The 19,768-nt window shown below is 74.1% G+C and carries 15 protein-coding genes; 8 read left to right on the top strand and 7 right to left on the bottom strand.

Going from position 1 to position 19,768, the window contains the following annotated elements:
- Positions 1-150: 150 nt before the first annotated feature.
- Positions 151-2,259 (top strand): glycogen debranching protein GlgX, encoded by a 2,109-nt coding sequence (gene glgX / locus IE274_RS11070; RefSeq protein WP_190115489.1) that lies wholly within the window; start codon positions 151-153, stop codon positions 2,257-2,259.
- Here the strand turns inward: glgX and IE274_RS11065 are convergent.
- The gene (locus IE274_RS11065) at positions 2,234-3,694 is read right to left on the bottom strand and encodes an MFS transporter (RefSeq protein ID WP_190115488.1); all 1,461 of its coding nucleotides are present in this window, start codon (positions 3,692-3,694) and stop codon (positions 2,234-2,236) included. The two genes, glgX and IE274_RS11065, sit on opposite strands and share 26 nt — an antisense overlap.
- An 81-nt stretch (positions 3,695-3,775) precedes the next feature.
- Between IE274_RS11065 and treY the strand changes: the two genes are divergently transcribed.
- Positions 3,776-6,235 carry a malto-oligosyltrehalose synthase gene (gene treY / locus IE274_RS11060; protein ID WP_190115487.1) on the top strand — a complete coding sequence of 820 codons (2,460 nt, stop codon included), beginning with the start codon at positions 3,776-3,778 and terminating at the stop codon, positions 6,233-6,235.
- A gap of 117 nt (positions 6,236-6,352) precedes the next feature.
- Positions 6,353-7,603, top strand: a complete 1,251-nt coding sequence (locus IE274_RS11055) for a M14 family zinc carboxypeptidase (RefSeq protein WP_190115486.1) — start codon at positions 6,353-6,355, stop codon at positions 7,601-7,603.
- A gap of 135 nt (positions 7,604-7,738) precedes the next feature.
- On the opposite strand, the gene IE274_RS11050 is transcribed toward IE274_RS11055, so the two are convergent.
- Entirely contained in the window at positions 7,739-8,299 is a 561-nt protein-coding gene (locus IE274_RS11050; RefSeq protein ID WP_229909456.1) for an FHA domain-containing protein, read from the bottom strand.
- Positions 8,300-8,465: 166 nt separating this feature from the next.
- Here IE274_RS11050 and treZ point away from each other — a divergent pair, with 166 nt between their 5' ends.
- Both treZ and IE274_RS11040 read left to right on the top strand, forming a co-directional pair.
- Positions 8,466-10,238, top strand: coding sequence for a malto-oligosyltrehalose trehalohydrolase (gene treZ, locus IE274_RS11045; RefSeq protein WP_190115485.1), 1,773 nt, complete (start codon positions 8,466-8,468; stop codon positions 10,236-10,238).
- A 141-nt stretch (positions 10,239-10,379) separates the two neighbouring features.
- Positions 10,380-11,381, top strand: coding sequence for an aldo/keto reductase (locus IE274_RS11040; protein ID WP_190115484.1), 1,002 nt, complete (start codon positions 10,380-10,382; stop codon positions 11,379-11,381).
- 139 nt (positions 11,382-11,520) lie between these two features.
- Here IE274_RS11040 and IE274_RS11035 read toward each other — a convergent pair whose 3' ends face one another.
- Both IE274_RS11035 and IE274_RS11030 read right to left on the bottom strand, forming a co-directional pair.
- Positions 11,521-12,648, bottom strand: coding sequence for an aminopeptidase P family protein (locus tag IE274_RS11035; protein WP_190115483.1), 1,128 nt, complete (start codon positions 12,646-12,648; stop codon positions 11,521-11,523).
- 88 nt (positions 12,649-12,736) lie between these two features.
- Complete coding sequence (locus IE274_RS11030; RefSeq protein WP_190115482.1) at positions 12,737-13,357, bottom strand: LysE family translocator; 621 nt, start codon at positions 13,355-13,357, stop codon at positions 12,737-12,739.
- A gap of 128 nt (positions 13,358-13,485) precedes the next feature.
- Here IE274_RS11030 and IE274_RS11025 point away from each other — a divergent pair, with 128 nt between their 5' ends.
- Positions 13,486-14,235 (top strand): metallophosphoesterase, encoded by a 750-nt coding sequence (locus IE274_RS11025; RefSeq protein WP_190115481.1) that lies wholly within the window; start codon positions 13,486-13,488, stop codon positions 14,233-14,235.
- 44 nt (positions 14,236-14,279) lie between these two features.
- Here IE274_RS11025 and IE274_RS11020 read toward each other — a convergent pair whose 3' ends face one another.
- Both IE274_RS11020 and IE274_RS11015 read right to left on the bottom strand, forming a co-directional pair.
- Entirely contained in the window at positions 14,280-15,110 is an 831-nt protein-coding gene (locus IE274_RS11020; RefSeq protein WP_190115480.1) for a PDZ domain-containing protein, read from the bottom strand.
- 48 nt (positions 15,111-15,158) lie between these two features.
- A complete protein-coding gene (locus IE274_RS11015) occupies positions 15,159-16,025 on the bottom strand; it encodes a LysR family transcriptional regulator (RefSeq protein WP_190115886.1) in 867 nt (288 codons plus the stop codon).
- A gap of 95 nt (positions 16,026-16,120) precedes the next feature.
- Between IE274_RS11015 and IE274_RS11010 the strand changes: the two genes are divergently transcribed.
- On the top strand, positions 16,121-16,879 hold the full coding sequence (locus tag IE274_RS11010; protein WP_190115479.1) for a CTP synthase C-terminal region-related (seleno)protein: 759 nt from the start codon (positions 16,121-16,123) through the stop codon (positions 16,877-16,879).
- An 85-nt stretch (positions 16,880-16,964) separates the two neighbouring features.
- On the opposite strand, the gene phsA is transcribed toward IE274_RS11010, so the two are convergent.
- Positions 16,965-18,875 carry an O-aminophenol oxidase PhsA gene (gene phsA, locus IE274_RS11005; RefSeq protein ID WP_229909505.1) on the bottom strand — a complete coding sequence of 637 codons (1,911 nt, stop codon included), beginning with the start codon at positions 18,873-18,875 and terminating at the stop codon, positions 16,965-16,967.
- Positions 18,876-19,277: 402 nt separating this feature from the next.
- Here phsA and IE274_RS40035 point away from each other — a divergent pair, with 402 nt between their 5' ends.
- The gene (locus IE274_RS40035; protein WP_190115478.1) at positions 19,278-19,751 is read left to right on the top strand and encodes a hypothetical protein; all 474 of its coding nucleotides are present in this window, start codon (positions 19,278-19,280) and stop codon (positions 19,749-19,751) included.
- The last annotated feature ends 17 nt before the right edge of the window (positions 19,752-19,768 follow it).

Genomic DNA, 19,768 nt, shown 5'->3' with positions numbered 1-19,768 from the left:
ATCTGCTCGTACAGCCCGATTTTTTGGGCATGTCGAGTATGTGGTCAGACGGTTAGACGGACTCAACTCCCGTGCGGTTGCCCCACTTTCGGGCAGAGTCTGAGCAAACTCCAGTCATGCGACGGGGGTGGTCGTGGAAGAGTCATAGGCATGCAGGTCTGGCCTGGGCAGGCGTATCCTCTCGGCGCCACGTACGACGGTGCCGGCACCAATTTCGCGGTCTTCTCCGAGGCCGCCGACCGATTGGAGCTGTGTCTGCTGCACGACGACGGTTCGGAGACCGCCGTCGAGCTGCGCGAGTCCGACGCGTTCGTCCGTCACGCCTATCTGCCCGGGATCATGCCGGGCCAGCGGTACGGCTTTCGCGCGCACGGCCCGTACGACCCCGCGCGCGGCCTTCGGTGCAACTCCGCGAAGCTGCTCCTCGACCCGTACGCGCACGCGCTGAGCGGCCGGACGGACTGGGGCGAGGAGGTCTACGGCTACCACTTCGGGTCCCCGGACCGGCGCAACGACCTGGACTCGGCGCCGCACATGATGACGTCCGTGGTGGTCAACCCGTACTTCGACTGGGGCGACGACCGCCCGCCGCGCACGCCGTACAACGAAACCGTCATCTACGAAGCGCACGTCAAGGGCCTCACGATGCTCCACCCCGAGCTGCCCGACGAGCTGCGCGGTACGTACGCGGCGCTCGCGCACCCGGCGGTCATCGAGCATCTGACGGCGCTCGGCGTCACCGCCCTGGAGCTGATGCCGGTCCACCAGTTCGTGAACGACCACCGGCTCGTCGACCTCGGCCTGAACAACTACTGGGGCTACAACACCATCGGCTTCTTCGCGCCCCACAACGCGTACGCCTCCTGGGGCGACCGCGGCGAGCAGGTCCTGGAGTTCAAGTCGGCGGTGCGGGCGCTGCACGCGGCCGGGATCGAGGTCATCCTCGACGTGGTCTACAACCACACGGCCGAGGGCAACCACCTGGGCCCGACGCTCTCCTTCCGGGGCCTGGACAACGCCTCGTACTACCGCCTCGCCGACGACCCCCGCTACTACACGGACACCACGGGGACCGGCAATTCGCTCCTGATGCGCAACCCGCACGTGCTGCAACTGATCATGGACTCGCTGCGGCACTGGGTCACCGAGATGCACGTGGACGGCTTCCGCTTCGACCTCGCGGCGACGCTCGCGCGGCAGTTCCACGAGGTGGACCGGCTGTCCTCGTTCTTCGACCTGGTGCAGCAGGACCCCGTGGTCAGCCAGGTGAAGCTGATCGCCGAGCCGTGGGACGTCGGCGAGGGCGGCTACCAGGTGGGCAACTTCCCGCCGCTGTGGACGGAGTGGAACGGCAAGTACCGCGACACGGTGCGGGACATGTGGCGCGGTGAGCCGCGCACGCTCGCGGAGTTCGCGTCCCGGCTGACCGGCTCCTCCGACCTGTACCAGGGCGACGGGCGGCGGCCCCTCGCCTCGATCAACTTCGTCACCTGCCACGACGGGTTCACGCTGCACGACCTGGTCGCCTACAACGACAAGCACAACGACGCCAACGGCGAGGACAACCAGGACGGCGAGAGCCACAACCGGTCCTGGAACTGCGGGGTCGAGGGCGAGAGCGACGACCCGGACGTCCTCGCCCTGCGCGCCCGCCAGCTCCGCAACTTCATCGCCACGCTGATGCTGTCCCAGGGTGTGCCGATGCTCAGCCACGGCGACGAGTTCGCCCGTACCCAGGGCGGCAACAACAACGCCTACTGCCAGGACAACGAGGTCGCCTGGGTGCGCTGGCCCGAGGGCGACAGCACGCTCCTCGCCTTCACGCGCGCGATGGCGTGGCTGCGCCGCGACCACGCGGTCCTGCGCAGGCGCCGGTTCTTCCACGGCCGTCCGGTCGAGGGCACGCACGACGAGCTGTCGGACATCTCCTGGTTCACGCCCGAGGGCGAGGAGATGACCCAGGAAGACTGGGACGCGGCGCAGGCCCGGGCCCTCACGGTGTTCCTCAACGGCAACGCCATCTCCGAGCCCGGCGAGCGCGGCGAACGCATCACCGACGACTCCTTCCTGCTGATGTTCAACGCCTCCGCCGAACCCATCGACTTCGTGGTGCCGGTGAACCAGGGGGCGCAGTGGCATGTGGTGGTGGACACCGCGCGGGAGGACGGGGTGCCTCCGGGGACGGGCGGGAAGGTGCGGGCGGGCGAGCGGGTGACGCTGGTCGACCGGAGCCTCACGGTGTTGCAGCGTCCGGCGTGAGGGTGCCGTGCGGCGTGACGGTGCCGTCCGGGGTGACGGTGCAGTCCGGGGTGTGGGTGCCGTCCGGCGGGCGGGGGGCTTCCTTCGTGGGGGTGGCGACGTCCGGTACGCGCACGTGGCCCTCGCCTGCGCGCGCGTGCCCGTCGGCGTCGCCCCTCCCCGGGCGGGCGAGCAGCGCCACCGCGAAGGCCACCGCCGCCGCCGCGCTGCCGAGTGCGAACGCGGCGCCCGCCCCGTGCGTCTCGGCGAGGCGTCCGGCCACTGCGAGCGTGACGGCCTGGCCACCGACGAAGGCGCTCGCCGCGAACGTCATGCCCTCGGCGAGCCGCGCCTGGGGCACGGAGCGTTCGGTGAGGGCGAAGCCGGTGATGAGGTTCGGGGCGTAGACGGCGCCGAAGACGGTCACGACGGCGTACAGGGCCGCCATGCTGTGCGTCCACACCAGCGGCAGCGAGAGCAGCGCCGCGGCGGCCGTCGCGACCCGCCAGCGCGCGTGCAGCCCGAACCGCTCCGGCAGCGCGGCCGTGGCGAGCCCGGTGACGGCGCTCATCACGCCCATCGCGGCATAGACCAGGCCCGCCTGCCCGGACGCGCCCAACTCCTCGGTGAGCGCGGTGATCCCGGCACCGCAGGCGCCGAGCAGCACGCCCAGGAAAACCAGGCCGACCCGGACGACGTACACCTCGCGCGGCAGCGGCGGGCGCCCTCCGGGCCCGCTCCGCGCGGTCGGCCCGCCCGGCCGCACCGCGCGGGCCGTCGGGTACAGCGCGAAGCCCGTGCCGCAGCCCGCGACCAGGACGGCCGCGACGCCGAACGCGTACGCGGGGTGGCCCGCCAGGGCGGCGAGGCCCACGAGGGCCGGGCCGAGGACGAAGGACAGCTCGTCCATCGTGGACTCCAGGGACAGCGCGGTGCCGACGAGCCGCGCGTCCCCGCCCCCGTTCCGGACGAGCCGCACCACCCGGGCCCGGGCGAGCGGCCCGATCCCGGGCACGCTGGCACCCGCCAGGACGCCCAGGAGGAGCAGCGCGGGGGTGGGCAGCCCCAGGAGCGCGCCGAGCGTGTACGCGGCCACACAGAGGGCGTTGAGCGCCGCGAACGCGAGCACCACGGGCCGCTGCCCCCGCCGGTCCGCGAGCCGTCCGACGAACGGCCCCGCGGCCACCTGCCCGAGCGCCAGGGCGCACGCGACGGCGCCCCCGGTGGCGATCGACCCACTGGTCCGGCTCACCAGCAGCACACTCCCGAACTGGATCACCGCCACGGGCAGCCGCCCCAGGAACGACACCACCGGGAGCGTGGCCCCGGTGACGGCGAGCACCTGCCGGTAGGCGTCGCGGGTGGCTCGGGGGGCGGGAGCGGTGGGAGCGGGAACGGTGCGGGCAGGAGCGGTCGGGGTGGGAGCGGCGCTGGTATCGGTGTCCCTTTCGGCCATCGTTGGACGCTAACGGCGGTCCCGCGCGAGCGCGCATGCGTCGAAGGCACGAAAGGCGGTGGGGCGGGTACGTACGTTCGCATGACGTCAGCGCGCTCTGTGCCCGTGGTTCCGCCGCCGCCCACCGCCACGTACCGGCTGCAGCTACAGCCCGGCTTCCCGTTCGCGGCCGCCGCGCGGGCGGTGCCGTATCTGGCCTCGCTCGGGGTCTCGCATCTGCATCTGTCGCCGGTCCTGGAGGCGGTGCCCGGGTCGACGCACGGGTACGACGTCGTGGACCACGCGCGCGTGCGTGCCGAGCTGGGCGGGGAGGACGGGCTGCGGGCGCTCGCGCGGACGGCCCGGACCGCGGGGCTCGGCCTGGTCGTGGACATCGTGCCGAACCACATGGCGGCGGTGCCTCGGCACAACCGGGCGCTGTGGGAGGTCCTGCGCCAGGGACCGGAGTCCCCGTACGCGCGCTGGTTCGACATCGACTGGGAGGCGGGCGGCGGCAAGGTGCTGCTGCCCGTGCTCGGGCATCGGCTCGGCCGCGAGCTGGAGCACGTGCGCGTGGCGGACGGCGTCCTGCGCTACCGCGATCAGGAGTTCCCGCTGCGGAAGGGCACCGAGGGACTGCCGCTCGACCGGCTCCTCGACGCCCAGTGGTACCGCCTCGCCTGGTGGCGGCTGGCCCGCACGGAGATCAACTACCGGCGGTTCTTCACCATTTCGGAACTCGTCGCCGTGCGGGTGGAGGACCCGGAGGTGTTCGACGCGACGCACGCGACGGTGCTGCGGCTCCTGCACGAGGGCGTCGTGGACGGGCTGCGCGTGGACCACCCCGACGGTCTCGCCGACCCCGGGGCGTACCTCCAGCGGCTGCACGAGGCCACCGGCGGGCGCTGGACGGTCGTCGAGAAGATCCTCGCCGACGGGGAGCGGCTGCCCGCGGCCTGGCCCGTGGCGGGCACCACGGGCTACGACGCCCTGCGGCACGTCGACGGGGTCCTCACGGACGATGCGGGCGCCGGTGAACTCCTCGCCCAGTACCGCGGGTTCGCGGCGCCGCCCGCCGACCGCGGCGGCGACTGGACGGCGACGCTGCGGCGCGCCGCGTACAAGGTCGTGACGCGCGAGCTGGCCGCCGAGGTCGACCGCCTCACGCGCGAGGCGCTCGCGCTCTGCGCGGCGGACCCCGCGCTGCGGGACCACGCGCCGTGGATGCTGCGGACGGCCCTGCGGGAGCTCCTCGTACGGCTTGAGGTCTACCGTCCGTACGCCACCGGGGGCGCCGATCCCGAGACGGTCCTGACGGCCGTGGCGGCGCGGGAGGCGCAGCGGGTGTTCGCCGTCCCCGAGGAGGCCGAGTCCGTGGCCGTCGTGCGGGACCTCGTGCTCGGCAGGGCGCCGGGGAACGGGGCGCGCGCGGCGTTCCGGGCGCGGTTCGCGCAGACGGCCGCCGCGCTGCGGGCCAAGTCGGTGGAGGACACGGCGTTCTACCGGCACGCGCCGCTCCTGTCGGCCGCCGAGGTGGGCGGCTCGCCCGCGCGGCCCGCCGTGGACGTGGCGGAGTTCCACGCGTACTGCGCGCGCGTGCAGCGCGACTGGCCGTACTCGGGGACGGTCCTGACGACGCACGACTCCAAGCGCAGCGCGGACGTGCGGGCGGCCATCAGCGTGCTCTCGCAGGCGCCCGCGCGCTGGGCGGGGCTGCTCGCGGAGGTGACGCGGCGCACCGCGCGGGCGGGCGGCAGGCGGGCGCCCGACCCCCAACTGGCGTGGGCCGCCTGGCAGACGGCGGTGGGCTTCGCGCCGTCCGCGCTCACCGCGCGCGCTACGGAGGAGGCCGGTCCGTACGGACAGCGGCTCCAGGAGGCGCTGTTGAAGCACGTGCGGGAGGCCGGGCTGCACACGAGCTGGACGGAGCCCGACGAGGCGTACGAGGGGGCGGTGACGGCGTTCCTGGAGGCCGGGCCGTGCGGGCCGCCGCTGCACGCGGTGACGGAGTTCGCGGCGGAGCTGGCTCCGCATGTGCGGGCGAATGTGCTCGGCGGGGCGCTGCTGCAGTTGACGATGCCCGGGGTGCCCGAGCTGTACCAGGGCACGGAGCGGGACTACCGGGCCCTGGTGGACCCGGACAACCGCCACCCTGTCGCGTTCGAGGGCACTGCGGACGGTTCGGCGGAGGGTGCCGCCGACCTGTCCGCCGAGAAGCTGGCGACGACTGTCGCGGCGCTGCGGCTGCGGGCCCGGCGGCCGGAACTCTTCGGTGGCGCGGGCACGTACGAGCCGCTGTCCGCGACGGGGCCCGGCGCCGGGCACTGCCTGGCCTACGCGCGCTCCGGGGACGTACTGGTGGCCGTGACGCGGCTGTCGCTGCGGCTCGCCGAGGCGGGCGGCTGGGGGGACACCGCCCTGCCGCTCCCCGCGGGCGGCTGGAACGACCTGCTCGCCCCGGGACGGGAGTTCAGCGGGCACGCGCGCGTGGCGGAGCTGTTCGCGGAGCTGCCGGTGGCGCTCCTGGAACGGACGTGCGAAGCCCCGCCGACGGGGCGGTGACAAGGCGGAGGGGTGCGCTTCTTGCGCGGGCCCTGGGGAGCCCGGGGCCGGAGTGCTTGACACCTGAACCGCCGCGTGGCGTACTGCGGATTGGGTCAGCGGACGGACCGGGCGGGGGTGAGTCAACTGGCGGAAAACCGCTATCCCACTGTTCCCGAACTCTTCCTGTCCGTTCAGGACCTGGCGGCCCGCCGTTCCGAGCTGAGCACGCTGCGCCAAGTCGGCACCTCACGCGCCGGCCGTCCCCTGCACCTGCTGTCCGTGGGCCACGCCCCGCGCGCGGTCCTCGTGGTCGCGGGCGCCCACGCCAACGAGCCCACCGGCGGCTCGACCCTCCTCGCGCTCGCCGAACAGTGCCTGCACGACCGGCGGTTGCGCGCGGACACCTCCTGGCACTTCCTGCTGTGCGCCGACCCGGACGGCGCGAGCCTGCACCGCACCCCGGCGCCGCGCACCCTCCTCGACTACCACCGGCACTTCTTCCGCCCGGCGGGCCCCGAGCAGCCCGAGTGGTCGCCGTCGGTGCTCCCGCCGGACCGGCTGCCGCCGGAGACCCGCGCCCTGACGGGCGTCATCGACGAGCTGCGGCCCTACCTGCAGGTGTCCCTGCACTGCACCGACCTCGGCGGCAGCTGGGTGCAGCTCACCCGGGACATCCCGGGGCTCGCCGAGCCGTTCGCCAAGTCGGCGGCCCGCCTGGGCATCCCGGTGGAGACGGGCGCGTCGGACGCGGCCGGGTGGCCGGTCTCCGGTCCAGGCGTGCACGTGCTGCCGGGCCCGGGTTCGGCGGCGGCGTACCCGAGCCTGCCGGAGGACGCCCGGCACACGACGTGGCACCACGTGCACCGGTACGGCGGTACGACCGCCATCGTGGAGGTGCCGATGTGGGCGAGCGACACGGTGGGCGACGTGGCGGCGCACCCGGCGCCGCGGACGGCGATGCGGTCCTTCGCGTCCCGGCTGCGGCACGACGCGGGGCTGGTCGAGGACGTGCTCGGGGACGCGCTGCCCCGGCTGCCGCGCGCGGAGGGGCCGCTGCTCCGGGCGGCCAAGTGGGCGCTCGGCCTGGTGCCGGGGCTCGCCGACGACTGGGGGCGGCTGCCGCCCGCGGGCACGTCGATGGCGTACATCGGGAGCGTGGACGCCTTCGGGCGGCGCCTGCCGCTGCGGGCGGCGGCGATGCTGCTCCGGGTGCTCGACGGCGCGGGCGACCGGGCGGCGCCGCGTCTGGACCGCCTGGTGACGTCCTGGAGCGAGGCGTTCGCCGAGCGGTTCGGGGCGCGGTGGGTGCCGTTGGAGCACCAGGTGGAGCATCAGGCGCGGACGACGGTGGAGGCGGCGCGGCACGCGCGCGGGGCTGTCGACTGATCTCGGCCGAGTCGGCCGGCGGCGCGCGGGCGGGCTTGGAGCTCCGTCCAGCGGGCGTGTCCTGGGCACGGGAGCACTCGGGCAGCCATGCGCAGGCCGTCGTGCAGCGTCACGCGGGCCGTCGGGCGGCCGTGCTCAGGCCGTCGCGAGGCAGAACGACAGGCTGCCGAAGGACACCTGGTCCCCGGCCTGGACGACGGCGGCGCCGATCACCCGGCGGCCGTTCACGGACGTGCCGTTGGTCGAGCCGAGGTCGCGCAGGACCCACATGCCGCCCTGCGCGGACAGTTCGGCGTGCAGCCGCGAGACCGTGTCGTGGCTGAGCCGCAGGCCGTTCGCCGGGTCGCGGCCGATCCGCAGCGGGTACGCGCCCGGCGCCGGCAGGAGCAGTTTCGGCAGCCGCTCGGACTGCCAGGCCCTGCGCAGCTTCACCGTGAACCCGGAGACCGCACCCACGGAGCCGAGCACCAGCTTCGACCAGCGGCTCTCGGTGCGCAGGTCGGCGGTGAGCGCGGCCAGTTCGTCCCGGCGCCGGGCGGCGAGGGCCAGCTCCATGCGCCGTACGAACGTGTCGTGCGAGAGCCGGCCGAGCGCCGCGCCCTCTCTGAGCACCTCCAGGGCCCGCTCCCGCTCGGCGTCGGTCAGCCGCGCCGGGGTCGTACCGGACTCGGAGGGCAGCGAAGAAGGCGACGTCACGTCGGCAATTGTCGGCCAGGCCCAGCCAGGTGTCCAGAAAGGGCCGGGCGGGGGCCGCAGGTTCGCGCCCGTCCCGACACGGGGCGGGCCTCGCGGGTCCGACGGGTATAGGCAAGTCCATGGGCACGGTCGATGACGGCCGGGACGACGGACGAGGGGACTGCCGGTGAGGTTCGAGGTGTGGGCGCCGCGCGCGGAGCGGGTGGGCCTGGTCCTGGAGGGCGCCACGCGCGCGTTGGCGCGCGACAAGGAGCGCCCGGGGTGGTGGGCGGTGGAGGCGGCGGCGACCGACGGCGCGCGGTACGGCTTCTCGCTGGACGGGGGTCCCGCGCTGCCGGACCCGCGCTCGGCACGGCAGCCGGACGGCCCGGACGGGCTGAGCGCGGTCGTGGACCACGCGCGGTACGCGTGGCGGGCGCCGTGGGCGGGGCGCGGGCTGCGGGCCGCGGTGCTCTACGAGCTGCACGTGGGCACATACACCCCCGAAGGTACCCTGGACGCGGCCGCGGGGCGCCTCGGCCACCTCGTGGAACTCGGCGTCACGCACGTCGAGTTGATGCCGCTGTGCCCCTTCCCGGGGCGGCACGGCTGGGGGTACGAGGGGGTGTCGCTGTGGGCCGTGCACGAGCCGTACGGCGGCCCTGAGGCGCTGAAACGGTTCGTCGACGCGGCGCACGGGCACGGCCTGGGCGTCGTGCTCGACGTGGTCCACAACCACCTGGGCCCGTCCGGCAACCATCTGCCCGCGTACGGGCCGTACTTCACGGACACGCACCAGACGCCGTGGGGCGCCGCCGTGAACCTGGACGCGCCGGGCTCGGACGAGGTGCGGGCGTATCTGGTGGGCAGCGCGCTGGCCTGGCTGCGGGAGTACCGGATCGACGGGCTCCGCCTGGACGCCGTGCACGCACTCCGGGACACCCGCGCGCGGCACTTCCTGGAAGAGCTGTCGGCCGCCGTGGACGAGCTGTCGGGCGAACTGGACCGCCCGCTCGCCCTGGTCGCCGAGTCCGACCTGAACGACCCGCGCGTGATCACCCCGCGCGCGGGCGGCGGCCTCGGCCTGTACGCGCAGTGGAACGACGACTTCCACCACGCCCTGCACACCGCCCTCACCGGCGAGTCCCAGGGCTACTACGCGGACTTCGCGGCGGCGCCCCTCGCGGCCCTCGCCAAGACGCTGACACATGGCTTCTTCCACGACGGTACGTTCTCGACGTTCCGCGACCGCGGTCACGGGCGGCCGGTCGACCGCAGGCGCACCCCCGCGTACCGGCTGCTCGGCTACACGCAGACGCACGACCAGATCGGCAACCGCGCACAGGGAGACCGGCTCTCCGCCGCCCTGTCCCCCGGGCTGCTCGCGTGCGGGGCGGCGCTCACGCTCACCGGTCCGTTCACGCCGATGCTGTTCATGGGCGAGGAGTGGGCGGCCGGTACGCCCTGGCAGTTCTTCACCGACCACACCGACCCGGCGCTCGCGGAGGCCGTACGGCAGGGCAGGCGGCGGGAGTTCGCGGACCACGGCTGGGCGGCGGACGCCCCGTCGGGACAGCGGCACGGTGAGCAGGTGCCGGACCCGCAGGACCCGGCGACCCGCGAGCGCTCCTGCCTCGACTGGTCCGAGCCGGAACGCGAGCCCCACGCGCGCGTGCTCGCCTGGTACCGCGAGCTGATCGCGCTGCGGCACGCCCGCGCCGACCTGACGGACCCGGATCTGGCGGCGGTCCGGGTGGCGTACGACGAGGCGGCGCGCTGGTTCGCGGTGCGGCGCGGGGAGCTGCGGGTCGCGGTGAACCTGTCCGGGGAGGCGGCCGGGATCCCGCTGGGCACGCCCCACGCGCGCGTGCTGGCCGCGTGGGACGCGGTCGCGGCGCCGGGGGCGGACGGGGTGCTGCGGCTGCCGCCGGAGTCGTGCGCGGTGCTGGCGCTCGCGTAGGCCCTTGGTGTCGTCGGGCGGGCCTCTTCGCCTCGTCGCGCGCTCCGGACGACGCCATGGAGACCCTTGCCCTACATGTAGACCCTTGACCTGAAGGGCCCTTCAACTATTAGCGTGCGCCGGGACACGTGAGGAGATCCGATGGAACAGCGGTACCTGGGCCGGACCGGACTGCGGGTGAGCGAGCTGTGCTTCGGCGCCATGATGTTCGGTGGCGGCGAGGGCGGCGCGGACGAGGCGACGGCGCACCGCATGCTGGACGCGTTCACGGCGGCGGGCGGCACGTTCATCGACACGGCGGACGCGTACGGCGGCGGGGCCTCGGAGGAGGTCCTCGGCCGGTGGCTCAAGGGCCGCCGCCGCGACGACCTCGTCATCGCCACCAAGGTGTTCCTGCCGATGGGCGAGGGCCCGAACGACCGCGGCCTGAGCCGCAAGCACATCCTGTCGGCCGTCGACGCGAGCCTGCGCCGCCTGGGTACCGACTACATCGACCTCTACCAGACGCACGTGTGGGACGCGCACACGCCGCTGGCGGAGACGCTGTCCACGCTCGACGGCCTGGTGCGCGCCGGGAAGGTCCGCTACCTGGGCACGAGCAACGTCAGCCCGGCCCAGCTGCAGAAGACGCTCGACGTGTCCCGCGCGCGCGGCTGGGAGCCGTACGTCTGCCTGCAGCCCCGCTACAGCCTGCTCGCCCGCGAGGTCGAGTGGGAGCTGCTGCCGCTGAGCGCGGCCGAGGGCGTCGGCGTCATTCCGTACAGCCCGCTCCAGGCGGGGTGGCTCTCGGGGAAGTTCCGGCGCGGCATGGACGCGCCGCCCGCGGGGGCACGCGGCAGCGGGGACTGGGAGGGGCGCGCCACCGAGGAGACCTGGCGGGTCGTGGACGCCGTGCTCGCCGTCGCCCAGGAGACCGGCCGCACGCCCGCCCAGGTGGCGCTGCGCTGGCTGCTCCAACGGCCGGGCGTGACCTCGCCGATCGTGGGCGCCCGCTCGGTGGAGCAGCTCACGGACAACCTCGGCGCGGCGGGCTGGGCCCTGTCCGCGGAGCAGCACCGCCGCCTGACGGAGGCGAGCGCGCGGCCGCTGCCGTATCCGTACGACCTGCTGGCGCACTTCACGAACGAGCGTCCGCACGGCTGAGCGCCGGGCCGCGCGGGCGGGCCTCCGGGGATGTCGACGGTGCCTCCGAGGACGTCAACAGCGTCTCCGTAGACGTCGATCGGCAGCTACGGAGGCGCGGTCCGCGTCCCCGTAGAAGCCGGTCGACTCTCCGTAGCCATCAGTCGACGATGGCCATCTCGCGCGCCGTGTCGTTGAGGCGGCGGCCGCCGTCCGCCGTCACCGTGACGATGTCCTCGATGCGCACGCCGAAGCGGCCCGGCAGGTAGATGCCGGGCTCCACGGAGAAGCACATGCCCGGGACGAGGGGCTGCTGTTCGCCCTCGATCATGTAGGGCGGCTCGTGGGTGGTGACGCCGATGCCGTGGCCGGTGCGGTGGATGAAGTACTCGCCGTATCCGGCCTCGGTGATCACCGCGCGCGCCACCCGGTCGACGTCCTGGCAGGCGATGCCGGGCCGCACCGCGCGGCAGGCGGCGTCCTGGGCCTCGCGGACCACGTCGTGGACGCGCTGCTCCTCGGCGGAGGGCTCGCCGACGTGCACGGTGCGGGAGGTGTCGGAGCCGTAGCCGTGCCGCAGGCCGCCGAAGTCGAGGACCACCATGTCGCCGCGCTCGATGACGCGGTCGCCCGCCTCGTGGTGCGGGCTGGCGCTGTTGGGCCCGGAGCCGACGACGGTGAAGTCGACCTGCTCGTGTCCGAACTGCCGCAGCAGGTCCGCGAGATCACCGGCGACGTCGGTCTCCTTGCGGCCCGCGAAGGGGACCTTCTGGATCTCCTCGTACGTGGTGTCGGCGGCGGCCCCGGCCGCGGCGAGCCGCTCCAGCTCGGCGGCGTCCTTGACGGCGCGGAGCATCGGCAGGGCCTCGGTGAGGGTGGTGTAGGAGCTCTCGGGCAACTGCCGCTGCAGGCCGAGCAGATGCATGGCCCAGGCGTTGTCGCTGACGCCGAAGCGGCCGCGCGCGTCGAGGAGGGGCGCGGTCACGTCGTAGGGGTCGACGCCGTCCGTCCAGTCCCGCAGGGTCATCGCGGGGGCGCCGGTCGCGCGCGCGGCGTCGGGTGCCTCCAGTTTCGGTACGACGAGGACCGGGTCCTGGCCGGGGGCGATGACGAGCAGGGTGAGGCGTTCGGTGTCGGCGGGCACGCGGTAGCCGGTGAGCCAGACCAGGTCGGGCCCGGGCGCGACGAGGACGCCCGCGAGGCCCGCGTCGGCGGCGGAGCGGGCGGCGCGGTCCATCCGGGCGCGGTAGTCGTCGGCGGTGAACGGCGCGGGCGTGACCGTGGTCATCGGGCCTCCTGAGGCTGGTGGTGGGGTCTCCCCGGCATCCTGCCCGCCCGCCCCGCCGTGCGCGAGCACGTATCGCGGCGCCGCCTCCTCAGCCCTCGATCGCGAGCCGCACGCCGAGCAGCACGAGCACCCCGCCGGACACCTGCTCCAGCCTGCGCCGCACGGCGGCCCGCGAGAGCACCGCCTTCATCCGGCCGACGAACCACACGTACAGGCCGTAGTAGCCCACTTCGTAGACGGCCCACAGCGCGGCCAGGCCGATCATGACCGGCAGTTGGGGCGCCCCCGACGGCACGAACTGCGGCAGGAAGGACATCGCGAAGACGGCGGCCTTCGGGTTGGCGAGGTTGAGCAGCAGTCCGCTCCGGTAGGAGGCCCACGAGGAGCGCGCCTTGACGGGCGCGTCGTCCTCGGCGTCCGCCTTCTTCTTGCGGGCGTTCCACAGCGTCTGGGCGCCGAAGCCGAGCAGCACCGCGGCGCCGACGACGCGCATGACGTCGTACGCGAACTGTGAGGCCGCGAGCAGCGCGGTCAGGCCGCAGGCGGCGACGACGCCCCAGATGAACACGCCGGTCTCGTTGCCGAGCACGGTCATGAACCCGGCCCGCCTGCTCCGCAGCGACTGCTTGATGATCAGGACCGTGCTCGGCCCGGGCGAGGCGGCGATCAATGTGCAGGCGCCGAGGAAAGCGATGAGGGTCGTCAGCATGGCGCCCATCATGGGTGGCCGGATCTACTCCATGCCACCGGTTTGCGATTGGCCGTTCCCCACCGGCCGTTCTAATGCTTGGCTGCCCATAGACCATTAGATCGATACGGTGCGGAGGGGCGTACGACATGCTGGTACTGGCACAGATCAGTGACCTTCACCTGGACGGGACGGCGCGCGCGACGGAGCGGGCCGAGCGCGTCCTGGACCATCTGCGGGCACTGCCGGGGCCCCTCGACGCGCTCCTGGTGACCGGCGACATCGCCGACCACGGCGAGGAGTCCGAGTACAAGGAGGCCGCGCGCCTCCTGTTCACCGACGCCCCCTGGCCCGTCCTGACCTGCCCCGGCAACCACGACGTGCGCGGCCCCTACCGGACGCACCTGCTCGGCGAGAGCTCGCCTTCGGACGCGCCGGTCAACCGCGCCCACCGCGTCGGCGGTACCGAGATCCTGATGGTCGACTCCCTCCTGCCCGGCAGCGACGAGGGGCAGCTCGACGACGAGACGTACGCGTGGCTGGAGGACCGGCTCGCCGCGCTCGACGACGGGACGCCCGTCCTGCTGTCCTTCCACCACCACCCCGTCCGGATGCACCACCCGCGCCTGGACACCTGGCGGTTGCGGCAACCGGAGCCCCTGGCCGCCCTGGTGGAGCGGCACCCGGAGATCGTGGGTCTGATCATCGGGCACGCCCACACCCCGGCGGCGACCACCTTCGCGGGGCGGCCGCTGCTCGTCGGCCCCGGTGTCGTCTCGACGCTGCGGCTGCCGTGGGAGGGCGAGGGTCTGGTCGACCTGGACGCCCCCGTCGGGCTCGCCTTCCACATCCTGGACGACGAGCGGCGACTGACCACGCACTTCAGGGTCGTTGCGTGACAGGGCACTTCGGGGTGAGAGCGTGACAGGGCACTTCGGGGCGGTTACGTGACCAGGCCCGGCCGGGCCGACAACACCTGCCGCGTACCGCTCGCGTGACGGACCGTCAGCATGACGTTCCTGCCCGGCCTTGCGCCCGCGACGGCCTTCGCCAGGTCAGCGGCGGAGGTCACCCGGGTACCGCCGAACATCACGAGTACGTCGCCGCGTACGAGACCCGCCGCGTGGCCGGGGCCCGGCTGGTGCACGCCGACCAGCAGGGCGCCGGTCCCGCCGGGGGCGTCGACGGCCTCGACACCGAGAGCGGGGCGCTGGGTCTGCGGTCCGACGGCCGCGGAGCCGCTGCCGGAGGACGTCTTCTTCGGGGACGCGTTCGGGGGCGCCTTCGGGGGTGGGGCGTGGTCCGGTCCCGCGCCCGGGGTCGTGGCCGAGGCTGTGCCCTTGGCCGTGCCTGAGCCCTTGCCCGAGGCGCTGCCCGCGCCCTTGCCGGGCTCCGTCGCCGCGCCCGGCGGCCCCTGCCCCGGGCCCTGCCCGCCCGGCAACCCGGCGCCCTGCGCGCCTGCCTGGCGCTGCATCTCCGCCATCTTGCTCATGCCGATGACCGTGGCGCCCACGGTGCCGAGGCCGATGCCCGAGAGCACCAGGACCGTGGCGCAGAACAGGCCGAAGAGGAGCGAGAAGAGCCGTCTGCCGCGACGGCGGGCGGCGTGCGGACGGTGCCCCTTGGCGGATGTGGCGGATGCGGGGGATTTGGCGGATTTGGCGGATCTTCCGGGTTTCCCCGATGTCGCTGGTGGGGTGAACGTGTCGGATGCACGGCCGGGGTCGGACTCGTCTCCCGGCAGCGGCTTGGGACGCAACGCGGTCTGTTCCATGGCTCGCCTCCGGCCACAGCCCTACCCGGCGTGACCCCGCGCGACGATTCACGAACGGGTGACGTCCAGGCGTGCGGCGAACACTTCGGCGGGGCCGTGCGGGGCGCCGGCGTGCACCAGTTCGGTGCGGTGGACGACGCGCGGCTCGGTGAGCGGTACGCCGACGGTGCCGGGTGCGGCGGCGGCCGACTCCGGGAGCAGGACGAGGCCGTGGCCGGCGGCGGCGAGGGCGGTGAGGGTGCGGACGTCGGTGCCCTCGTAGCGCAGGGCCGGGCGGAAGCCGCCGAGGCCGTGGGCCGCGCGCAGTTGGTCCAGGGGCAGGCCCGCACCGGGGGCGTCCAGCCAGCGGGCATCGGCCAGGTCGCCGAGGCGCAGGCCGGTGCGGTGGGCCAGCGGGTGGTCGGCGGGCAGCAGGACGCGGACGGGTTCCTCGCCGACACCACGGACGCTGAGCGGCGCCACGTCGGCCAGCCGCAGCGGGTCGCTGGGCGCGGCCAGGCCGTCCACGAGGCCGAGGGGCGCGGCGCCCGTTGCGACGGCCTCGGGGATGTCCGCGCGCGGCAGTACGCGCAGGGTGACGCCGGTCGGCGGGAGCGCCCGGAGCGTACCGGGGGTCAGGGCCGTCGGCGCGGCGACGAGCGTGAGGCCCTCGTCGACCGCGCCCGCGAGGGCCGTGACCTCGGCGCGGGCCGCGTCGAGGCGCAGCAGCAGCGGGCCCGCGTGCTCCAGGAGCCGCTCGCCCGCGCGGGTGGGCTCGACGGGGCGGCGGGTCAGGAGCGGGGTGCCGAGGTCCTGCTCCAGGGCGGCGATGTGCTGGGAGACGGCGGACTGGGTGTAGCCGAGTTCGCGGGCGGCGGCGGAGAACGAGGCGAGGCGGGCGACGGCGACGTACGTACGCAGGAGGTGCGGGTCCATGCCGTCCAGGATTCCGCATCCCATCAGAGACACTTATCGCGGATGCAGGTTTCATCGTTGGACGTGAACGGGTGGGGCCGCCCAGGATGATGTTCATGACCGAAACCCCGGACCCCGTGGCCCGTATCGCCCTGATCGCCGACCGCTCGCCGTCCGTCATCGCGCACACCCGCGTCCCCTCACTGCTCTCCGCCCTCGCCGCGCGCGACGGGCTGCTGCTCGACGCCTACTGGATCCCGACGCCGGACGCCGAGGAGCCGGACGCGGTGCGCGGCTTCGACGCGGTGTGGGTGCTGCCGGGCAGCCCGTACCGCAGCGAGGCGGGCGCGCTCGCCGCGATCCGTGCCGCCCGCGAGGACGGCATCCCGTTCCTCGGCACGTGCGGCGGCTTCCAGCACGCGGTCCTTGAGTTCGCGCGGAACGCGTGCGGGCTGACCGGGGTCGCGCACGCCGAGAACGACCCCGACGCCGACGACCTGCTGATCACGCCGCTCGCCTGCTCGCTCGTCGGCCACGAGGGCACGGTGCGGCTCACGCCGGGATCGCTCGCCGAGTCGCTGCTCGGCGCCGACCGCGCCCAGGAGCGCTACCACTGCCTGTACGCCCCCGACGGCAGCACCCACCTCGCCACCCTGGAGGAGCACGGCCTGCGCTTCACCGGCGTGGACGAGGAGGGCCAGGCGCGGGTCGCCGAACTCCCCGGCCACCCCTTCTTCCTGGCCACGCTCTTCCAGCCGGAGCAGTACGGCGACGGCTCGCGCCCGCACCCGTTCGTGCGGGGGCTCGCGCGGGCGGCGGTGGCGCATGCGGCGGAGGCGCGGGTGCCGGAGGGGCGGGAGGTGCGGACGGCCTGAACCCGCCCGCACCCGCCACCGGGCACCCGGCACCCAGCCCCGGCACCCGGCCTCCCGCGCCGGTGGCAGCCGTCAGTGGCAGCCGTCAGTGGCCGCTCCCGTGCCCGCCGTGCCCGCCGCCCCCGTGGTCGAACTTCAGCGCCTCCTTCGGCATCACGACGAACGGCCGCATCATCCCCATGTCCTCGTGTTCGAGGAGGTGGCAGTGGTACATGAACCGGCCGTATGCCCCGTCGAACTTGCCGATGACGCGGAGGAGTTGACCGCCGGGCACCCGGAACACGTCCTTCCAGCCTCGCTCGTTGGGGGCGAGCGGGATCGGTGTGTCCGGCTTGTGGGCGATCGGGGCGCGGGTGCCGCCGATCGTCACGTCGAAGCCCGAGGCGTCGTACGCGTCGCGGCCGAGGAGTTGGAAGTCGGCCAGGTGGATGTGCATCGGGTGGGTCACGTTCGGGTTCACCGCGAGGTTGAGGAAGCTCCACTGCTCGTACGCGCCCTCACCGATGGTGAAGCCCAGGCCGTCGTTGAACGTGCGGGCGATGCGTCGGTACGTCTTCAACACACCGTCCGGACCGCGCAGTTGGATGATGCCGTCGGTGGGGACCTGGACGGGGCCCGGGTCCTTCACCTCCACCATCTCCCACATCTCCGGGTGGCCGCCGCCGCCCTTCGTGGCGGGCGGGGTGAGCACGACGAGGCGGTGGCCGTGCGGGACGCCGTGGCCGATGGGCCGGAAGGAGCCGGACAGCACCTCGGGGAGCCGGAAGGTCTCCTGGGCGCCGCCGCCCCGGCCGACGCGGAACTCCATGACGTGCGGATACGCCACGTCACCGGCCGGGTCGGGCACGCCGGGCGCGGCGTTCGGGCCCTTGTTGACCAGGCGGAGCCGCTTGCCCGCGAGCGTCCGGAAGTCGATGAGCAGGTCGAAGCGCTCGGCGGGCGCGACCGTCAGCACGGGCAGGGTCGCGTCGAAGTCGACGGGCACGGGCCGGGGCAGCAGGCCGCCGTCGCTGCCGATCTGGTGCAGCACGCCCGGCACCGGTTCGTTGTCCTCGTCGACGAGGACCAGGTCGTACGTCCGCGCGTTCGAGGCGTTGACCAGCCGGAAGCGGTACCACCCCGGTGCCACCTCCGCGTACGGCCAGATGCGGCCGTTGACCGTGGTGTACGGGCCGGTGAAGGGCAGCGAGACCGGCTTGCCCGTCTCCGCGTTCTTCGGGTCGACGATGGTCGTCTTGTGCAGGAGGCGGCCGGTGAGGCGGCCGTCCTCGTCGGTGTCCAGGTTCCGGTCGGCGAGGAGCAGCGGGATCTCCCGCTTCCCGGACGGGAGTTGGAGTGCGTCCTCCTCGTCGTCGCGGACGAGGTACGTGCCGTAGAGCCCCGCGTACACGTTCCACCGGGTGATGTTCATGGCGTGGTCGTGATACCACCACTGGACCGCCTGGTGGTCGTTCGGGTACTCCGACAGCTGGGCGTCGCCGTACCCCACCGCGTTGTCCGCCCAGCCGTCGTTCCCGCCGCCCGTCTGCGCGCCGTGCACATGCGTGACCGTCCACGCGGGCAGCGCCGCCACGTCCTTGTTCGGCTCGATGCCCTCGCGGCCCGGGCGGGTGCTCGGCGGCGGCGAGGTGCGCGGGGCCTCGACGGCCGTGACGGGGAACTCGCCCTCCTTGGGCACGCGGTTCGTCCACGCGATCCGCACGCGCTCGCCGCGCCGCACCTCGATGGTGGGCCCCGGCACGCACCCCTCGTACCCCCACATGAGCGTGGGCGGCAGCTGCGGGTGCAGGCGCACCCAGGCGGGGCGGACGGCGATTTCCGTCTCTTCCAGGACGTCGGTGCCCGCCGGGCGCAGGACGGGCGGGATGGTCAAGGGCGCTGCGAACGGTGTCAGTTCGCGGGTTTCCGATGCCCCCGCGTCGGTGTGCGCGTCGGTGTGCGCGTCCGCACGCCCGTCCGCGTGGCCGTCGGCGTCTGCTCCGGTGTCGGTCTGCATGTCAGTCACGTCGGTCAAGGTCGAACACCCCCGTGTTCCGCTGTTTCCGCTGCGCTTCAGCCTTCACCTCGGAAGACTCACGGCCCGCGACGAAAGTTCCATGAATCCCGCATTCCGGAAAAACGCCGCATGACGGGTGCATGGCGGGGTGCCGGGGGGTGCGGGTGGGAGCTCCCGGGCCACCGGGGCGGGTGGGAGCTCCCGGGCTACCGGGGCGTGTGGGACCCCTCGGACCTCCGGCGCGGGCAGGAGTCCCCGGACCACTGGTGCGGGTGAGAGATCGCGGTTTCCCGGTGCGGGGCGGGCGGCGCCTCTAGGCTGACGGGTCCCGGGACCCGGGTTCGCACCCACCGCCCGCCCCGGCCCTGGCCCCGTCCGCCGCCGGAAGGAGAACGCGCCCCCATGCCCGACGCCCTGCCGCTGCGCGCGGAGCTGCTGCTCGACCAGGAGGCCCCGGAAGCCCTCGGCCAGGACCTGGTCGCGGCACTGGAAGGGCTCGGTGTCCGTACGGCCCGCGTCCGCCGGGCCGTCGACCACCGTGGCGCGGGCGACCTCCCCTGGCTCGTCCTCGCCTCGCTGCCGCTGCAGGCGTTCCTCAGCGGCCTGGGCGCGGAGGCGGTGCGGGACGCGTATGTGTCGTTCAAGGGCGTGGTGCGGCGCGGGGCGGGCCGGACAGCGGCGGGTGACGGGGCGCCGCGGCCGCTGGTCCTCCAGGACGCCCGGAGTGGTCTGAGCATCGTCCTGGAACCGGATCTCCCCGCCGAGGCGTATGAACAGTTGCTGGGCATCGACTTGGCAGAGTTCCACGTGGGGCCGCTGCACTACGATCGACAACTCGGCCGCTGGCGCTCAGAGTTGGACGAGGCGGCGGGCTGAAGGACCGCCACCTGCCG

It is taken from the genome of Streptomyces flavofungini, assembly GCF_014650815.1.
GTDB classification, from domain to species: Bacteria; Actinomycetota; Actinomycetes; order Streptomycetales; family Streptomycetaceae; genus Streptomyces; species Streptomyces flavofungini.
The sequence above is the reverse complement of the archived record's forward strand: the minus strand, read 5'-3'. Positions and strand labels throughout refer to the sequence as shown.

Coding starts and splice junctions, on each gene's coding strand:
- glgX (WP_190115489.1), top strand. CDS start 151: ATGCAGGTCTGGCCTGGGCAGGCGTATCCTCTCGGCGCCACGTACGAC.
- IE274_RS11065 (WP_190115488.1), bottom strand. CDS start 3,694: ATGGCCGAAAGGGACACCGATACCAGCGCCGCTCCCACCCCGACCGCT.
- treY (WP_190115487.1), top strand. CDS start 3,776: ATGACGTCAGCGCGCTCTGTGCCCGTGGTTCCGCCGCCGCCCACCGCC.
- IE274_RS11040 (WP_190115484.1), top strand. CDS start 10,380: ATGGAACAGCGGTACCTGGGCCGGACCGGACTGCGGGTGAGCGAGCTG.
- IE274_RS11035 (WP_190115483.1), bottom strand. CDS start 12,648: ATGACCACGGTCACGCCCGCGCCGTTCACCGCCGACGACTACCGCGCC.
- IE274_RS11030 (WP_190115482.1), bottom strand. CDS start 13,357: ATGCTGACGACCCTCATCGCTTTCCTCGGCGCCTGCACATTGATCGCC.
- IE274_RS11025 (WP_190115481.1), top strand. CDS start 13,486: ATGCTGGTACTGGCACAGATCAGTGACCTTCACCTGGACGGGACGGCG.
- IE274_RS11020 (WP_190115480.1), bottom strand. CDS start 15,110: ATGGAACAGACCGCGTTGCGTCCCAAGCCGCTGCCGGGAGACGAGTCC.
- IE274_RS11015 (WP_190115886.1), bottom strand. CDS start 16,025: ATGGACCCGCACCTCCTGCGTACGTACGTCGCCGTCGCCCGCCTCGCC.
- IE274_RS11010 (WP_190115479.1), top strand. CDS start 16,121: ATGACCGAAACCCCGGACCCCGTGGCCCGTATCGCCCTGATCGCCGAC.
- phsA (WP_229909505.1), bottom strand. CDS start 18,875: ATGCAGACCGACACCGGAGCAGACGCCGACGGCCACGCGGACGGGCGT.
- IE274_RS40035 (WP_190115478.1), top strand. CDS start 19,278: ATGCCCGACGCCCTGCCGCTGCGCGCGGAGCTGCTGCTCGACCAGGAG.